11 protein-coding genes are annotated in these 17,645 nt (G+C 73.6%); 6 read left to right on the top strand and 5 right to left on the bottom strand.

Going from position 1 to position 17,645, the window contains the following annotated elements; translation table 11 throughout:
- On the bottom strand, window positions 1–645 hold the full coding sequence (locus AB0M79_RS01620; protein WP_364206726.1) for a LysE family translocator: 645 nt from the start codon (window positions 643–645) through the stop codon (window positions 1–3).
- Between the two features lie 166 nt (window positions 646–811).
- Here AB0M79_RS01620 and AB0M79_RS01625 point away from each other — a divergent pair, with 166 nt between their 5' ends.
- A complete protein-coding gene (locus AB0M79_RS01625) occupies window positions 812–1,480 on the top strand; it encodes a TetR/AcrR family transcriptional regulator (RefSeq protein WP_364206728.1) in 669 nt (222 codons plus the stop codon).
- A gap of 13 nt (window positions 1,481–1,493) precedes the next feature.
- Here AB0M79_RS01625 and AB0M79_RS01630 read toward each other — a convergent pair whose 3' ends face one another.
- The gene (locus AB0M79_RS01630; RefSeq protein WP_364206730.1) at window positions 1,494–3,461 is read right to left on the bottom strand and encodes a beta-galactosidase; all 1,968 of its coding nucleotides are present in this window, start codon (window positions 3,459–3,461) and stop codon (window positions 1,494–1,496) included.
- 51 nt (window positions 3,462–3,512) lie between these two features.
- On the opposite strand from AB0M79_RS01630, the gene AB0M79_RS01635 reads away from it, so the two are divergent.
- A complete protein-coding gene (locus AB0M79_RS01635) occupies window positions 3,513–5,807 on the top strand; it encodes a glycoside hydrolase N-terminal domain-containing protein (RefSeq protein WP_364206732.1) in 2,295 nt (764 codons plus the stop codon).
- 58 nt (window positions 5,808–5,865) lie between these two features.
- Entirely contained in the window at window positions 5,866–8,214 is a 2,349-nt protein-coding gene (locus AB0M79_RS01640; RefSeq protein ID WP_364206734.1) for a TIM-barrel domain-containing protein, read from the top strand.
- 72 nt (window positions 8,215–8,286) lie between these two features.
- Here the strand turns inward: AB0M79_RS01640 and AB0M79_RS01645 are convergent, their stop codons facing one another.
- Genes AB0M79_RS01645 through AB0M79_RS01655 form a run of 3 tightly spaced genes read right to left on the bottom strand, consistent with a single transcriptional unit; the run spans window position 8,287 to window position 11,959 of the window.
- Entirely contained in the window at window positions 8,287–9,228 is a 942-nt protein-coding gene (locus tag AB0M79_RS01645) for a carbohydrate ABC transporter permease (RefSeq protein WP_364206736.1), read from the bottom strand.
- On the bottom strand, window positions 9,225–10,289 hold the full coding sequence (locus tag AB0M79_RS01650; protein WP_364206738.1) for an ABC transporter permease subunit: 1,065 nt from the start codon (window positions 10,287–10,289) through the stop codon (window positions 9,225–9,227). The genes AB0M79_RS01645 and AB0M79_RS01650 overlap by 4 nt, the downstream gene beginning before the upstream one ends.
- Complete coding sequence (locus AB0M79_RS01655; RefSeq protein WP_364206740.1) at window positions 10,286–11,959, bottom strand: extracellular solute-binding protein; 1,674 nt, start codon at window positions 11,957–11,959, stop codon at window positions 10,286–10,288. Before AB0M79_RS01655 ends, AB0M79_RS01650 begins: the two co-directional genes overlap by 4 nt.
- Before the next feature lie 208 nt (window positions 11,960–12,167).
- Here AB0M79_RS01655 and AB0M79_RS01660 point away from each other — a divergent pair, with 208 nt between their 5' ends.
- From AB0M79_RS01660 to AB0M79_RS01670, 3 genes are all read left to right on the top strand, one after another.
- A complete protein-coding gene (locus AB0M79_RS01660; RefSeq protein WP_364206742.1) occupies window positions 12,168–13,382 on the top strand; it encodes an ROK family transcriptional regulator in 1,215 nt (404 codons plus the stop codon).
- Between the two features lie 165 nt (window positions 13,383–13,547).
- Entirely contained in the window at window positions 13,548–16,433 is a 2,886-nt protein-coding gene (locus AB0M79_RS01665) for a glycoside hydrolase family 3 C-terminal domain-containing protein (protein WP_364206744.1), read from the top strand.
- Entirely contained in the window at window positions 16,430–17,488 is a 1,059-nt protein-coding gene (locus tag AB0M79_RS01670; RefSeq protein ID WP_364206746.1) for a LacI family DNA-binding transcriptional regulator, read from the top strand. The genes AB0M79_RS01665 and AB0M79_RS01670 overlap by 4 nt, the downstream gene beginning before the upstream one ends.
- Window positions 17,489–17,645: the final 157 nt, after the last annotated feature.

Genomic DNA, 17,645 nt, shown 5'->3' on the forward strand with positions numbered 1-17,645 from the left:
CTAGGCGCTCGCGCGGGCCGGCGCGTCGATGGCGAGTTTCACGCCGATCGCACCGAGCAGGGTGCCGGTCACCCACCGCTGGAACTTGTTCCAGGAGGGGCGGGTGGCGAGGAAGGCCGCGATGCTCCCGGCGACGATCACGAACATGGCGTTGACGACCAGGCTGACCGTGATCTGCACACTCCCGAGCAGGAACCCCTGCAGCATCACGTTGCCCGCGGCCGGGTCGATGAACTGCGGGATGAGCGCCATGTACATGATGGCGGCCTTGGGGTTGAGCAGGTTGGTCAGCAGCCCCATCCGGAACAGCTTCGCGGGCGGGTCACCGGCCAGCTCCCGGGTCTCGAACATGGAGGCCCCGCCCGGCCGCAGTGCCTTCCAGGCCAGGTAGAGCAGGTAGGCCGCGCCGGCCACCTTGAGGCCGGTGTAGAGCCAGGGCACGAGGACGAAGACCGCGGCGAGGCCGAGGTTGGCCATCGTCATGTAGACGACGAAGCCGACGATGGTGCCGCCCAGCGAGATCAGTCCGGCCCGGCGGCCCTGGCTGATGCTCCGCGAGACGAGATAGATCATGTTCGGCCCCGGGGTGAGCACCATCCCCAGGGCGACCAGCGCCATTCCCAGCACGGCGGCCCACGACACCACGGCCCGTCCCCCTCCCGGACCCGCGCGGAGCGCGGCCGTCCCCCCGTTTTCGGACCCGCGCGGAGCGCGGCCGTCCAGGCAGACAGTACCGCCGGCGCCGTCCGCCCGCGGCCCCGCACCCACTGCATTACGGGCCGCAATGTAATGGCGCTGGTAAGGTTCGGCCATGGCCGACCGATCCGGTGCCCGGGCCCGCACCGGGCGCCCCCGCGACACCCACATCGACGCCGCCATCCTCGACTCGACCACGGCCCTGCTCGGCGAGGTCGGCTACAAGCACCTGACCATGGGCGAGGTCGCCGCCCGGGCCGGCACGACGAAACCCGCGCTCTACCGGCGCTGGTCGTCGCAGCAGGAGCTGGTCCTCGCCGCGCTCGCCCGCCAGCTCGGCGGGATCGAACCGGTCGACACCGAGTGCACGCTCTGCGACCTGCACGAGTCGATCAGCCTCTTCGTCGACGCGTTCCAGCGGCTGCGCCCCAACGTCCTCGCGCCGCTGCTGGCCGACTGCGCCGGGCACGACGATCTGCGGGACGCCTTCATGGCCACCCTGTTCGAACCGCCGCGGCAGGCCGTACGGCAGACGCTGCGCGCCGCCGTCGCCCGCGGCGACCTGCGCCCCGACCTCAGCCTCGACCTGGCCGTCGACCTGCTGGCGTCGCTGGTGCACTACCGGACCCTCTTCGGCCACGCACCGTTGACGGGCACCGACATCGAGGACGCCGTCGAGACGCTGTTGCGCGGGATCGCCGTCGACTACGACGCCCTGCTCGCCCAAAGCCTCGGGCAGGCCAGCCCGTCGTCCGCGCACGGGCTGCACGAGGCGCACGCCTGAGCCCGCCGCCGGGTCAGCCGGCACGCACCACGACCGCGCCGCCGGCCGGCACCCGTACGGTGCCGTCGGCGGTGCCGCCGGTCAGCAGGTCGACGCCGGTCGCGGACACCTCGTGCGCGGTCGCGGTGTGGTTGAGCACGAAAAGCCACGAGCGGTCACCGGCGCGGCGGGTCACCGCCTCCACCCCGGGCGGCAGGTCGGGCCGTACGGGTTCGACGCCGGCCTCGGCCGCCACCGCGCCCAGCAGGTCGGCGTACGCGTCCGCGGCGAGGCGGGTGGAGACGTACCAGGCCACGCCCGCGCCGACGGGGTGCCGGGTGACGGCCGGACGACCGGCCAGGACTCCGCCGGTGTAGAAGGCGACGACCCGCGCCCCGGTGGCGTGCACGGTCTCGCTCCACAGGTCGCCGGTCGTGCCGTCGGACAGCCGCACCGAGGTGTCCGGGGCCAGCGGGTGGAACTCCTCGACCCGTACGCCGAGCAGGTCGCGCAGCGCACCCGGGTAGCCGCCGGTGCGGACCCGGGCGTGCTCGTCGGCCACCCCGCTGAGGTACGTCACGACGAGGTGCCCGCCCGCCTCGACGAAGGACCGCAGCGCGGCGGCCTGCCGGTCGGCCATCAGGTAGTGGCCGGGCAGCACCACGACGGCGTAGCCGGAGAGGTCGTCGAGTGCCCCCACGACGTCGGCGGTGATGCCCCGGTGCCACAGGGCCCGGTGTGCCCGCCGCGCGTCGTCGAGGTGGTCGAGCCGGGTCGACGGCAGCCCCTGGGCCTGTAGCGCCCAGGCGGACGGCTGGTCGTACACCACGGCCACCCGGGCCTCGACGGCGCCGGCCGCGACCTCGGCGATCCGGTCGAGCTGCCCGCCGAGCCCGACCGCCTCGCGGTAGACCCGGCTGTCCGGGCCGGCGTGCGGGACCAGTGCGGAGTGGAAGAGTTCGGCGCCGCCGCGCGGGGCCCGCCACTGGAAGAACATCGCGCCACGCGAGCCGCGGGCGATGGCGGCGAGGCTGTGGCGGGCCATCCGGCCGGGCTCCTTGGTGTGCATCCGGTCACCGGTGTAGATGAGGTTCGGCGCCGTCTCCATCAGCAGCCAGTCCGGCCGGCCCGGGCTCCGGCGGGCCCAGCCGCGGGCCAGGTCGGCGGCGAACGCCGCCTCCTCCTCCGCGGCGGGGCCGGCGTCGGCCGGATAGTGGTCGATGGCGACCAGGTCGACCTCGGCCGCCCACCGGGCGTGGTCGACCGGCACCCACCCGCCGAGCACGTAGTTGGTGGTGACCGGCACGCCGGGGGTCGCGGCACGCAGCAGGTCGCGCTGTTCGACGTACGCGGCGAGCAACTCGTCGGAGGTGAACCGGCGGAAGTCGAGCACCTGGGTGGGGTTCGGCAGGTACTGGGTGGCGCGGGGTGGCCGGATCTGGGCCCAGTCGGTGTAGTGCTGGCTCCAGAAGGCGGTGGTCCACGCGTCGTTGAGCGTGTCGAGGTCGCCGTAGCGGTGCCGCAGCCAGCGGCGGAACGCCTCGGCGGTGAGGTCGCAGTGGCAGGTGGTGGCGTATTCGTTGTGCACGTGCCACAGGGCGAGCGCGGGGTGGTCGCGGTAGCGGCCGGCGAGGGCGGCGGCGATGCCGCGGGCGGCGGTCCGGTACGCCGGCGCGCTGGCGCAGTAGGTGTCGCGGCTGCCGTGGCTGAGCCGGGTGCCGGCGGCGTCGACCGGCAGCGCCTCGGGGTGGGCGAGGCTGAACCAGGGTGGCGGCGAGGCGGTCGGGGTGGCCAGGGCGACCCGGATCCCGCCGTCGGCGAGCCGGTCGAGGACCCGGTCGAGCCAGCCGAAGTCGTAGCGGCCGGGTGCCGGCTCCAGCCGGGACCAGGAGAAGACCCCGACGGTGACCATGGTGACGCGGGCCCGGCGCATCAGCTCGACGTCCTGTGCCCACACGTCTTCCGGCCACTGCTCGGGGTTGTAGTCGCCCCCGAAGAACATCGCGCTCCCGCACCGTTGTGGTTTGTTTGGAATCCAGCCAAAGTAGAGCCGGTGCGGGCACCTGTCAACGGATCGGCGTCGCGGGCGCCGGCCGACACCTGGGAACACGCGACGGCCACCGGCAACGGCCGGCAGGGCGCCCTGTGCTGGGGCCGGCCGGAGAGCGGCCTGCGGCTGACCGTCTCCCACGAGCGGCTGTTCCTGCCGCTGCACCCGCCGCTCGACCCGCCGGACACCGCCCGGATCCTGCCCCGGCTGCGCGACCTGCTCGACACCGGCCACTACGCCGAGGCCGCCGCGCGGGTGTGCCGGCTCGCCGCCGACGACGAGCCGGCGTACGCCGAGACGGTCTGGATCGACCCGCTGGTCGGTGCCGCGACGCTGACCGTGACGACGCACCGCCCCGGCCCGGTGCGCGACCACCGGCGTACGGTCGACACCGCGACCGGCCTGGTCACCCAGGAGTGGCGCGACGCCGCCGGCGACGTACGGGTGGAGGTTTTCGTGTCCCGGCCGGCGGACGCGGTCGTGGTGCGGCTGTCGGCGACCGGCGGCTTCGCCGGCCAGGTGACGCTGGCCCCGGTGGACGGCGTACCGCCGCGCCCGGTCGAGACCACCGTCGACGGGCTGGAGCTGGCCGCCCGCTTCCCGCACGCCACCTGGCCCGGCGCGCTGACCGGCTACCGGGTCCGCTGCCGGGTGTCCGGGGCCGACGTCGACGGGCCGGTGCTGCGGTCCGACGCCGTGCTCGTCGTCCGTACGCTGCTGCCCGGCGACCCCGACCCGGACCCCGACCCGGCGGTGGACTTCGACGCGCTGCTGGCCGCGCACACCGCCGAGCACGGCGAGTTGATGGGCCGGGTGTGCCTGGACCTGGCCGCCGACCCGGCCGACCGGGCCGCGCCGACCGAGGACCTGCTCGCCGCCCCGGTCGGGCCGGCCCTGGTCGAGCGGCTGTTCGACGCCGGCCGCTACCTGATCGTCAGCAGCAGCGGCACGCTGCCGCCCACCCTCCAGGGGGTCTGGAGCGGCACCTGGACACCGGCGTGGTCCAGCGGCTACACCCTCGACGGGAACCTGCCGGCGGCGGTCGCCGCGCTGCTGCCCACCGGCACCCCGGAACTGATGCTGCCGCTGTTCGACCTGCTCGACGCGGTCCGCGACGACCTGCGCCGCAACGCCCGGCGACTCTACGGCGCCGATGGCCTGCTCACCCCGGTGCACCTGTCGACGCACGGCCGGCAGAACCACTTCGGGCCGGTGTGGTGCCAGACGTTCTGGACCGCCGGGGCGGCCTGGCTGGCCCGGCTGTACGTCGACCACTGGCGCTACACCGGCGACCGGGACTTCCTGGCCCGCCGGGCGTGGCCGTTCCTGCGCGAGACGGCCGCCTTCTACCTGGACTTCGTGCCGGTACGCGACGGCACGGCGCGGTTCACGCCGTCGTACTCGCCGGAGAACGCCCCGGCCAGCACCGGCTCGCAGGCGTGCGTCGACGCGACGATGGATGTGGCGGTGACCCGCGACCTGCTCACCAACCTGCTCGCGGTCGCCGCCGAGTTGGGCGTCGACGACCCGGACGCGTCACGCTGGCGGGAACTGCTCACCGCGCTGCCGCCGTACCGGGTCGCCGACGGCGCGCTCGCCGAGTGGTGCCATCCGGATCTCACCGACCGGCCGGCGCACCGGCACGCCTCGCACCTCTGGCCACTGTGGTACGAACCCGACCCGGCGATCACCGGCGATCCGGTGCTGCGGGCCGGCGCGGTGGAGGCCGTCCGCCGCCGGCTGGCCTGGTGGGCGGGCGCGGACTCCGACGAGATGGCGTACGGGCTCACCCAGCTCGGCCTGGCCGCCGCCGCCCTCGGCCTGGCCGACGAGGCGTACGCGTGCGTGGAGCGGATGGCCCGGCTCTACTGGCGGCCGAGCCTGGTGCCGACCCACAACCGGGACGCGCTGTTCAACGTGGACATCGCCGGTGGGCTGCCGGCGGTCGTCGCGGCGATGCTGGTGCGCGGCGCGCACGGGCGGCTCGACCTGCTGCCGGCGCTGCCCGCCGCCTGGCCGCGCGGGCGGGTGACCGGGCTGGCCGTGCGGGGCGCGGTGACCGTACGGGAGTTGCGCTGGGCGCCCGGCACGGTCGAGGCGGTGCTGTGGTCGGCGGGCGGGGCGCGCCTGGTCGTCGGCGCCCCGCCGGGATTGAGATTCGAGGGCGCGCCAGCGCCGCCTGGAAGGGGATTCGAGGGCGCGCCAGCGCCGCCTGCAAGGGGATTCGACGGCGCGCCAGCGATGGACCTCACGTTGCCGGCGGGAGTATCGGTGCCCTTACGCGCCGTTGACACTTAGTTGTGCTTCAAGAAAAACTATGTGCAGCTAGAACCGCTGCAACAACTGAGGAGCACGCATGCCGTACCGCCCGCCCCTGGTCCCCCACGAGGTCTTCGTGGCCGACCCGCCCGAGTTGCCGGTACGGCCGCCCGGCGAGCAGGGACTCTCCGCCGTGACCCGCGCGGAGGTGGTGTCGCTCGACGCCACCGGAGCGGTGGTCAAGGCCACCACCTCCGACGGCGGCACCCTGCTGGTCCGGCTCGACGCCGCCGGCGAGGGCGTCGTCCGGGTCCGCCTCAGCGACGACCCGCAGGCCCGCTCCCGCTCCGCCCGCGTCGCGACCCTGGTCACCCCGGGCAGCTACGCCGCCGACGTACGCGGTGGCGACGGCCGCGTCCTGGTCGACGCCGGCGGGGTCGTCGCCGAGGTGACCCTCGACCCGTGGCGGCTGCGGTTCCTCGACCGGACCGGCCGGCCGCTCGTCGAGCAGAACGGCGGCGAGCGCGACATCAGCGGACGGCTGCGTACCCTGCCGTTCGGCCGGTCGCTGTCCGGCGGGGCCGTCGTGGCGTACCACGAGAGCTTCACCGCCCAGGCCGACGAACGGTTCGTCGGGCTCGGCGAGAAGTTCACCCCGCTGGACAAGCGCGGCCAGCGCGCGCTGATGTGGAACTTCGACGCCTTCGGCACCGAGTCCGACCGGGCCTACAAGAACGTCCCGCTCTACCTGTCCAACCGCGGCTACGGCATCCTGGTCGACAGCGGGATGCCGGTGGAGTTCGACATCTGCCAGTCGACGCACAGTTGCGTGCAGATCCTCGTACCGGACGACCTGCTCGACTACTACGTCATCGCCGGCCCGACCCCGGCGGAGGTCCTGGACCGCTACGACGGGCTGACCAGCCGGCCGCTGCTGCCGCCGAAGTGGGCGTTCGGCACCTGGATGTCGTCGGGGTTCTTCGCCGACAGCCAGCAGGCGGCGCTGGAGCGGGCCCGGCGGCTGCGCGCCGACGGCATCCCGTGCGACGTGCTGCACCTGGACTGCTACTGGCAGACCGACGGCCACTGGTCCGACCTGGCCTGGGACCGGCAGGCGTTCCCGGACCCGGACGCCATGCTCGCCGAACTGGCCGGGATGGGCTTCCGGGTCTGCCTGTGGATCAACTCGTACCTGAGCCACCTCAGCCCGCTGTTCGCCACCGCCGAGGCGGCCGGCTACCTGTTGCGGCGGCCCGACGGTTCGACCTACGTCGCCGACGTGTGGCACGGGTCGTACCCGGCCTGCGGCATCGTCGACTTCACCAACCCCGAGGCGACCGCCTGGTACCAGGGGCTGCTGCGGCCGCTGCTCGAGCAGGGCGTCGCGGTCTTCAAGACCGACTTCGCCGAGGGGGTGCCGGCCGACGCGGTCGCCGCCAACGGGATGACCGGCACCGAACTGCACAACGTCTACACCCTGCTGTTCAACGACGCCGCCGCGCAGGTCACCCGCGAGGTCGCCGGGCACGGCATGGTCTGGGCCCGCTCGTCGTACCTGGGCGGGCAGCGGCACTCCGCCCAGTGGGGCGGCGACACCAGCGCCACGTACCCGGCGATGGCGAGCACGCTGCGCGGCGGGCTGTCGCACGGCCTGTCCGGGGTGCCGTTCTGGTCGCACGACGCGGGCGGTTTCACCGGTACGCCGACCGACGACCTCTACGTGCGCTGGGCGCAGTTCGCGGCGCTGTCGCCGCTGGTCCGCTTCCACGGCACCACCAGCCGGCTGCCGTGGAACTTCCCCGCCCACGCCGCCGCGCTGGCCGTCGAGGCGCTGAAGCTGCGCTACCGGCTGCTGCCGTACCTGTACTCGGCGGCGGTCACCTCGGCCCGCACCGGGGCGCCGATGATGCGGGCGCTGCTGGTCGACGCGCCGGACGACCCGGCGGCCTGGACCGCCGAGCTGGAATACCTGCTCGGCCCGGACCTGCTGGTCGCCCCGATCGTCACCCCGGAGCCCGAGCGGTTCGTCTACCTGCCGGCCGGCGACTGGATCGACTTCGACACCGGCGAGGTGGTCACCGGCGGCCGGCACCACCGGATCCGCGCCGAACTCGACCGCGTCCCGCTCTTCGTCCGGTACGGCGCCCTGGTGCCGACCGTCGCCGTCGCCGAGACGATCCCGGACGGCCCGTTCACCGAGATCACCGTGGTGAGCTGGGGCGGTGCGGACAGCCGTACGGTGATCAGCGACGTCGACGGCGACACGACGGTGACCGCGATCCGCGACGGCGACACCCTGACGGTGACGGTCGAGGGCCCGGCGCGGGTACGCCGGATCGCGCTGCCGGCGGTGAGCGGCGCGACGGCGCCCGGGCGGGTGGTGGTCGACGGCGCCGCGGCGCGGCTCTCCGTCACCGACGGCACCCTGGTGGCGGAGCGGCACTGAGCAGAGCCGCGTGGCCCGCGATCACCGATTCGCGGGCCACGCGGCCGGTCCGGCGCCGCCGTCCGTACCCGCTCAGCCCTTGATCGCGCCGATGATGACGCCGCGGGTGAAGTGCCGCTGCACGAACGGGTAGACCAGGGCGATCGGCGCGACCGTCACCACCACCACGGCCATCTTGATGGCCAGGGTCGGCGGCATGCTGACGCCGACCGTGGCGCCGGAGGTCTGCGGTGTCTGCCCGGCCAGGATGAAGCTCTGCAGCACCCGCTGGATCGGGAACTTCTCGTTGTCGTCGATGTAGAGCAGCGCGTTGAACCAGACGTTCCAGTACCCGACGGCGTAGAACAGGCCGACGACCGCGATCACCGCCTTCGACAGCGGCAGCACGATCCGCCACAGGATGCGGAACTCCCCCGCCCCGTCGACCCGGGCGCTGTCGAGCAGTTCACCGGGGATGTTCTGGAAGAACGCCCGCATGACGACGAAGTTGAAGACGTTCAGGGCGGTCGGCAGGATCAGCGCCCAGAGGCTGTCCTTGAGCCCGATGCCGGTGACGACGAGGTAGCTCGGCACCAGCCCCGGGTAGACCAGGAACGTCAGCAGGAAGTAGAAGAGCAGCCCGCGGTGCCCGACCGTGCCGGGCCGGGCCAACCCGTACGCGGCGAGCACGGTCACCACCAGGCTGACCGCGGTGCCGGCGCCGGTGACCAGCGTGCTGATCCACAGCGCCTGGCTGATCTGCCCGCCGGAGAAGATCGTCCGGTAGGCCGACAGGTCGATCTCGCGGGGCACCACGACCAGGCCGCCGGCGGCGTTGATGGTCTCCTGCGAGGAGACGCTGGTGACCAGGACGACCCACATCGGGACGAGGACGGCGAGGACCACGACGGCGAGGACGCCGCCCTTGGCGGTCTGCCCGACGACGCCGGGCTTCTCCTCCCAGGCGGGGCGGGCGTTGCGGCGGCGGCGTGGCGGCCGGGTGGCCGGGGGCACGGTTGGCAGCGTGGCGGTCATTGTTTCGAGTACACCCCCCGTTCGCCGAGCGCGTGGGCGAACTTGTTGGCGGCCAGGATCAGGATCAGCCCGACCACGGCCTTGAAGAGGCCGGCGGCGGCGCCGAAGCCGTAGTCGCCGGTGATGATCGAGTGGTGGTAGACGAACGTGTCGAGGACCTCGGCCGCCTGCCGGCCGACCGCGTCGCGTTGCAGCATGAACTGCTCGAAGCCGACCGAGAGCGCGTCGCCGAGCCGCAGGATCAGCAGCAGGACGATGACCGGCCGCAGGCCGGGCAGGGTGATGTGCCAGAGCCGGCGCCAGCGCCCGGCGCCGTCGACCGCGGACGCCTCGTAGAGGTTGGGGTCGATGGTGGACAGCGCGGCGAGGAACACGATGGTGCCCCAGCCGACGTCCTTCCAGACCACCTCGGCGGTGACCAGCACGATGAACGTGTCCGGGTTGGTCATGATCTCCGGCGGGGTGAGCCCGGCCTCGCGCAGTTCCTGCGCGAGCAGGCCGGCGCCGCCGAGCATCTGGACGAAGAACGTCACGACCAGCACCCAGCTGAAGAAGTGCGGCAGGTAGACCACGGTCTGTACGAACATGCGCAGCCGGGTGGACAGGATGCTGTGCAGCACGATCGCCAGCGCGATCGGCAGCGGGAAGAAGAACACCAGCTGGAACGCGGTGATGGTCAGGGTGTTCCAGAGCGCGTCCCAGAACGCCGGGTCGGAGAAGAGCGCGTCGAAGTTCTCCAGCCCGATGAACGGGCTTTGGAACAGCGCCTCCAGGGAGCTGTCACCGAGGTAGGGGTTGTAGTCCTGGAAGGCGACGACGTTGCCGAGGACCGGCAGGTAGTGGAAGACCAGCAGCAGCAGCGCGCCGGGGGCGACCATGACCAGCAGCGGCCAGTCGCGCCGCAGCCGGGCCCGCAGCGGCAGGCGGGGCTGGCGGCGGGACGACCGCTTACGGCCGGCCGGCGCGACGTCGGCCGGCGGGGTGCCGGGTTCGGCGGCCGGCCGGGTGGCCGGCGGCGGTGGCACCGCCGCCGGCGTCCGGCTGACCTGGTCGTTGCTCACTTGCCGTCGGACAGCGCCGTACCGAGCATCTCGCGGGCCTCGTCACCGCCGCCGGCCCGCCATTCGCTGACGACCGCGTCGAGGTCGCTGATCGGCCGGCGGCCCCGGACGATGTCGGTGATCTTGTCCTCGGTGGGTACGGCCGCGGCCTTGTACTTCGCCGGCATCTCGAACTTCAGGCCTTCCCAGGGGTCCTTCTCCAGGTGGCGCACCGTGGTGTTCGAGTAGGTGAGCAGGTCCTGTACGAAGTTCGGGGTCTGCGGGGTCGGCTGGATGACCGGGCTGCGGCCGCTGACGAAGAAGTACTGGTTCTGGATCTCCTTGAAGCCGAGTTCGGTCTTGGCCGGCCCGTCGGCGCTGCGGGTGTGGTGGACGCCCTCGACGCCGTACTCGCGCAGGTCGAACTCCTTGGTGCCGAACGGCGCGGAGCACCAGTTGACCACCCGCAGCAACTCCTCGACGCGGTCCTTGCCGAGTCCCTTCTTGATGAAGGTGTAGGAGATCGGCTCGTCGTTGCCCCAGGCGAGCGGGTCGCCGCCGGTGGCGGAGAACAGCGGCACCGGCTGGATGTCGAAGCCGGGGGTGACCTTCTGCTGCTCGGCCTGCATCGGCTGCCACATGCCGGTGCCGTCCTGCTTGAACAGGATCTTGCCGCTCTGCAGCAGCTGCTTGGCGTCGGCACCCTTGCTGGCGACGATGTCGGGGTGGACCAGGCCGGCCTGGTAGACCTTGGCCATGAACTCGACGGCCTGCCTGTACTCGGCGGTCTCGTACTTGAACTCCGGGGTGCCGTCGGACTTCAGCCGCCAGCCCTCCTTGCTGCCGGGCACCTTGTGGAACATCTGCACCATCGGGAAGATGTCGTCGAACGCCCACACGCCCTTGGCGGGATCGGTGACCTGCCTGCCGATCTCGAAGAGTTCGTCGATGGTCTTCGGCGCCGCCAGGCCGAGCTGGGTGAGCAGGTCGCGGCGGTGGAAGAGCATCCAGGGGAACGGCCCGTCGGTCGGGTTGGGGATCGCCATCAGCCGCTCGTTCCAGCACGCGTGGCGCCAGGCGCCGGTGGGGAACGTGGCCAGCATCGGGTACGCCCCGACCGCGCCGCCCTGCAGGTAGGGGGTCAGGTCCTCGAACAGCGCGCCGACGGCGTCGGCGAACCGGGGCAGCTTGTTGATCTCCCAGCCGGGCACGCAGAGCAGGTCGGGTACGTCCCGGGCGCCGAGGAGGGCGCCGAGCTTCTCGGCGTACGTGTTGCCGTCCTGCACGCTGAAGTCGATCGGCGTGCCGAGTTCGGCGTTGACGGCGGTGAGGTAGGCGTTGTTGGCCCCGCTGGGCGGTGCCGGGCCCCAGGCCGGCATCATCGCGCTGATCTGCTGTCCGCTGGTGCCGGGCTTGTCGGTGATGGCGTCGAAGAGGTTGGCCGGGAACCGGGAGTAGCCGTCCGGCACCGGCCGGGTGCCGACGATGTCGGGCTTGGGGATGTCGAGGGTGAGGGCCCGCTGCTCGGGCAGCAGGCCGGCGAGCCGGTCGAGGTTCTGGGTGGCGCCACCGCCGGCGGACTTCTCACTGCAACCGGTGAGCAGTCCCCCGCCCGCGACGGCCGCGGCGCCCAGGCCGAGCAGGCTCAGGAAGGTCCGGCGGTTGGTTGCGGCGCCCGTGGGTGTCGTCACGGCGCGCTCCTCTCGAAACGGGTCGACGGGGCAGGAACTCCCGCTAGACTTTGTTTGGCTGGTAGCCAAACAAAATAGTCGACGGTCAAGAGGCTCACAAGTGAGCGTGTCGTGGCCCGGACGTCCGCGGGAGAGGTTTCCTGCCGGAGGTGCGGGTGCGGCATAGTGGACGTGCCCCGACCGGGCCGGGGCGGAAGGCGGAGCTGACGTGATCGGGACGCGGGGCGCCGCACAGGCGGCCGACTTGACCGACGTACGGACGACGAACCTCACCGTCGTCCTGCGTTATGTACGTGCACACGCACCCTGTTCCCGCGCGGACATCGCCGCGTCGACCGGGCTGAACAAGGCGACGGTGTCCAGCCTCGTCACCGACCTGCTCGACCGCCGGCTGCTGCGCGAGACCGGCCTGGTGGCCAACCGCATCGGCCGGCCCGCGACGATGCTGACCCTGGAGAGCCGGCCGTACGCCGCCGTCGGCATCGAGGTCGCCGCCGACCACATGACCGCGGTCGCCATCGACCTGGCCGGCGAGCGGCTGCTGTCCTGGCGGCGCGCCTCTCCCCTGACCGGACCGCCCGGCAAGGCGGTGGCCGCGGTCGCGGCGCTGGCCGGTCGGGTCGTCGGGAAGGTGACCGGGCAGGGGCGGCAGATCCTCGGTCTCACCGTCGCCGTACCCGGGCTGGTGGCCGCCGACGACACGGTCCGTTTCGCGCCCCACGTCGGCTGGCCCGAGCTGGACCTGCGGGCCCAGCTCGTCAAGGCACTGCGCCGCCCCGCGTACGACGTGGCGGTGGACAACGACGCCAACCTGGCCGCCCTGGCCGAGCAGCGCGACGGCGGCTACGCCGATATCCCCGACCTGATCCACCTGCTCGGCGGCGTCGGCGTCGGCGCCGGGATCATCGTCGACGGCCGGCCGCTGCGCGGCGGGCACGGCCGGGCCGGGCAGATCGGCCACCTGCAACTCGACCCGGCCGGCCCGGAGTGTGGCTGCGGCCGGCGTGGCTGCCTGGACGCGTACGTCGGGCTGCCGGCCCTGGTCCGCCGGGCGCTGCCGGACACCGGGGCGGACGGCCCGGTCGTCGACTACGCCCCGGAGATCGAGCGGATCGTCGCGCTGGCCGGGGCCGGCGACGCGACCGTGAACGCGGCGCTCGCCGAGGCGGGCCGCCGGCTCGGCCACGCCGTCGCCACCCTGGCCGACCTCCTCGACCCGCGGGTGGTGCTGCTCGGCGGGTCGTTCGTGCCGCTCGCGCCGTGGCTGCTGCCCGCCGCCGAGGCCGAGGTGCGGGCCCGGGTGTCCACCCCGGACGCGTGCCGGGTCGCGGTGTCCACCCTGGGCGCGGGCGCCGCCGCGGTGGGTGGCGCGGCCCGGGCGCTCGACCGGGTGGAGGCCGGGCACCTGCCCGCCGTTCCCTGACATCGGGATTCGTCCCGGTTCTCTTGACTGGGCCGACGCCCGGTGTCAGCCTCAGAGTGCTCCGTTCGAAACACGGGTGTAACCGCGTGTTCGGCGGAGCACTTTCCGGATCATTGTCGAAGCGCTTCGAATGTTCGACGTTCGCAGGCCGAGGAGAGCACCACCATGGACGACACGGCACCCGGCACCTTCCGAGACCCCGACCTGCCGACGCCGGACCGGGTGGCCGACCTGCTCTCCCGGCTGAGCGGTGCCGAGAAGATCGCCCTGCTGCACCAGAACCAGGCCCCCGTCCCCCGGCTCGGCGTCGGCGGGTTCCGCACCGGCACCGAGGCCCTGCACGGCGTCGCCTGGCTCGGCCCGGCCACCGCCTTCCCGCAGGCCGTCGGCCTGGGCGCGAGCTGGGACCCCGACCTCGTACGCCGGGTCGGCGCGGCGGTCGGCGAGGAGGTGCGCGCCTTCCACCACAAGGACCCCGACGCCGTCGGCCTCAACGTCTGGGCCCCGGTCGTGAACCCGCTACGCGACCCGCGCTGGGGCCGCAACGAGGAGGGATACGCCGAGGACCCGTGGCTGACCGGCCTGCTCGGGACCGCCTACGCGGCCGGGCTGCGCGGCGACCACCCCGTCTACCTGCGTACCGCCCCGACCCTGAAGCACTTCCTCGGCTACAACAACGAGACCGACCGCGAACGCACCTCCAGCGACCTGCCGCCGCGGGTGCTGCACGAGTACGAACTGCCCGCGTTCCGGGCCCCGATCGCGGCCGGGGCGGCGGTCGCCGTGATGGCCTCCTACAACCTGGTCAACGGCCGGCCCGCCCACCTCAGCCCGCTGATCGCCGGTGAACTGCGCACCTGGACGGCCGACGACATCCTCGTCGTCGGCGACGCCGGCGCCGTCACCAACATCGCCGCCAGCCAGAAATACCACCCCGACCATGTCACCGGCTTCGGCGCCGCCCTGCGCGCCGGCATCGACTGCTTCACCGAGGACGACGACCGCAGCGGTCCGACCGTCGAGCGGATCACCGAGGCGCTGGAGCGCGGGCTGATCGACGAGGCCGACGTCGACACCGCCGTCCGGCACATCCTGGCGGTCCGGATGCGGCTCGGCGAGTTCGACCCGCCGGCCGGCAACCCGTACGCCGCCACCACCGCCGACGTCGTCAACTGCACCGACCACCAGCGGCTCGCCCGCGAGTCGGCCCGCCGGGGCACCGTACTGCTGAAGAACCCCGACGGGCTGCTCCCACTGCGTCCACAGCAGACCGTCGCGGTACTGGGACCGCTCGGCGACACCGTCCTGGCCGACTGGTACAGCGGCACCCTGCCGTACGCGGTCACCGCCCGCGCCGGGCTCGCCGACCGCCTCGGCGCCGACGCCGTACGGTTCGCCGAGGGCGTCGACCGGATCACGCTGTCGACGACCGCCGGACCGGTGCAGGCCGGGCCGGCCGGTGAGCCGCTGCGGGTCGGCGACGGCACCACCGGCACCGAGTTCGACGTGGTCGACTGGGGTGCCGGCACGGTGACGCTGCGGGCCGTCGACAGCGGCCGTTACGTACGCGCCGACGAGACCGGTGCGCTGGTCGACGACCGGCCCGGCCCCGGTGAGTGGATCGTGCGCGAGACGTTCGAACCGGTCCGGTGCGGAACCGGCACGCTGCTGCGCCACGTGGCCGGCGACCGTTACGTGCGCGCCGGTGACGACGGTGCGCTGCGGGCCGACGCGGCGACGCCGGAAGAGGCCACCGCGTTCGTCGTCGACCTGGTCACCGACGGGATCGAGGCGGCCGTCGCGGCCGCCCGCGCCGCCGACGTGGCCGTGGTCGTGCTCGGCAACCATCCGATGGTCGGCGGCCGGGAGACCGAGGACCGCGCCCACCTCGCCCTCCCGCCGACGCAGGAGGCGCTGCTGCGCGCGGTCCACGCCGCCAACCCACGCACCGTGCTCGTGTTGACCAGCAGCTACCCGTACGCGGTCGGCTGGGCGCACGACCACCTGCCGGCCGTGCTGTGGACCGCGCACGGCGGCCAGGAGTACGGGTCGGCGCTGGCCGACGTACTGCTCGGCGGCACCCCGGACGGGGAGCCGGTCGAGCCGACCGGTCGCCTCCCGCAGACCTGGTACCGCTCCGACGCCGACCTGCCCGACCTGCTCGACTACGACATCATCGGCTCGGACGCGACCTACCTCTACTTCCGCGGCACCCCGCTCTACCCGTTCGGGCACGGCCTCGGCTACACCCGGTTCGCGCACCGCGACCTGCGGCTCAGCGCCGACACGGTCGACGCCGACGGGCAGGTCGAGATCAGCGTCGACGTCGTCAACGTCGGCGACCGCCCCGGCGAGGAGGTCGTGCAGTTCTACACCCGGCAGCGGCGGTCCCGGGTGAAGCAGCCGCTGCGTCAACTGCGCGGCTTCCGCCGGGTCCGGCTCGCCCCCGGCGAGCGGGTGACCGTCAGCCTGCCACTGCGCGCCGCCGACCTCGCCTTCTTCGACGTGTCGTCGGGCCGGCCGGTCGTCGAGTCGGCCCGGCACACGGTGGCCGTCGGCCGCTCCTGCGTCGACCTCACCGCGACGGCCACGCTGACCGTGCACGGCGACGTCGTCGCGCCCCGCGACCCGGCGGCGGCGCCGGTACGGGCGGCCGGCCGGGACGGCGAGTACGCGACGGTGCTCACCGACGAGGGGCCGGAGCACGGCGACGCGGCCACCGCCGTACGCGCCGGTGCCTGGCTGGCCTTCGAAGACGTCGAGATCGGGGCCGGGGTCCGGTCCGCCACCCTGCGGGCCGCCGCCCCCGCCGGCGGCGCCCGCGTCGAACTGCGCCTGCGTGACCCGCTGTCCGGTCCCGTCGCCGCGGTGTTCGAGGTGCCCGCCACCGCCACCCGGCACAGCTGGACCGAGGTCACCGCCGCGCTGACCGGGGCGGCCGGTGTCCACGACCTCTACCTCACCCTCGGCGCGCCGGGCGCTACGGTGAGCACGTTGGCGTTCGCCGGGGGCGCCCCGGATCCGGCCGGAAAGGGTACGGGCGCACAGTGACCTCGTCAGATCCCGCCGCCACGGCACCCAAACCCGCCGACCTGGTCACCATCACCGACGTGGCCCGGCACGCCGGGGTCGCCGTCAGCACCGTCTCCTACGTCCTGTCCGGCAAGCGGGCCATCTCCGCCACCACCCGGGAACGGGTGCTGAGCAGCATCAGCGCGCTCGGCTACCACCCGAACGCCGGGGCCCGGGCGCTGGCCAGCCGGCGGGCCAACGTGATCGCGCTGGTGCTGCCGCTGCGCACCGGCATGCACCTGCCGGTGCTGATGCAACTGGTGACGGCGGTGGTCACCGGCGCCCGCGAATTCGATCACGACGTGCTGCTGATGACCGCCGACGAGGGGCCGGCCGGGCTGCGCCGCATCGCCGCCAGCGCGATGGTCGACGGCGTCATCGTGATGGACGTGGAGATGACCGACCCCCGGGTCCCGGTGCTGCGCGAACTGGGCCGGCCCAGCGTCCTGATCGGCTTCCCCGCCGACGCGCGCGGCCTCACCTGCGTCGACCTCGACTTCCACCGGGCCGGCGCGCTGTGCGTCGAGCACCTGGTGCGGCTGGGCCACCGCCGGCTCGCCCTGCTCGGCGCCCCCGGCGTCGTCTACGAACGCGACACCGGCTTCGCCCACCGGACCCGGGCCGGCTTCCTGGAGACCGCCGCCGCCCACGGCGTCGCCGCCGTTGCCCGACCGTGCGAGGAGCACTACCCCGCCGTACGGGAGGCGCTCGTCGACCTGTTCGCCGGCGACCCGGCACTGACCGGGATCGTGGTGCACAACGAGGCGGCGGTCGACCACGTGATGGCGGTCCTGCCGATGCTCGACCGGCGGGTCCCCCGCGACGTGTCGGTGGTCGCGATCTGCCCCGACCAGGTCGCCGAACGCACCCGCCCGGCCCTGGCGTCGGTGCCGATCCCGGCCGAGGAGGTGGGCCGCAACGCGGTGTCGCTGCTCATGCGCAAGCTCGCGGGCACGGCCGTGCCGGACGCGACGCTGCTCGCCCCGGCGCTGACCGCCCGGTCCAGCACCGCCGCCGCCGAGCCTCCCGCGTAGCCGGTCCCGCCGGCCGTGGCCGGCCCCGGAGCCGTGCCACGGCCGGCCCGGTGCCGGGCCGGCCGGGCGGGCACGGTCAGATCGTGTAGAGGATCTTCACCCCGTCGAGGGTGGTCGCGGAGACGGCCGAGCCGCCGACGCCGGAGTTGAGGTTGCG

This window comes from Polymorphospora sp. NPDC051019 (assembly GCF_040683055.1).
Taxonomy (GTDB): domain Bacteria; phylum Actinomycetota; class Actinomycetes; order Mycobacteriales; family Micromonosporaceae; genus Polymorphospora; species Polymorphospora lycopeni.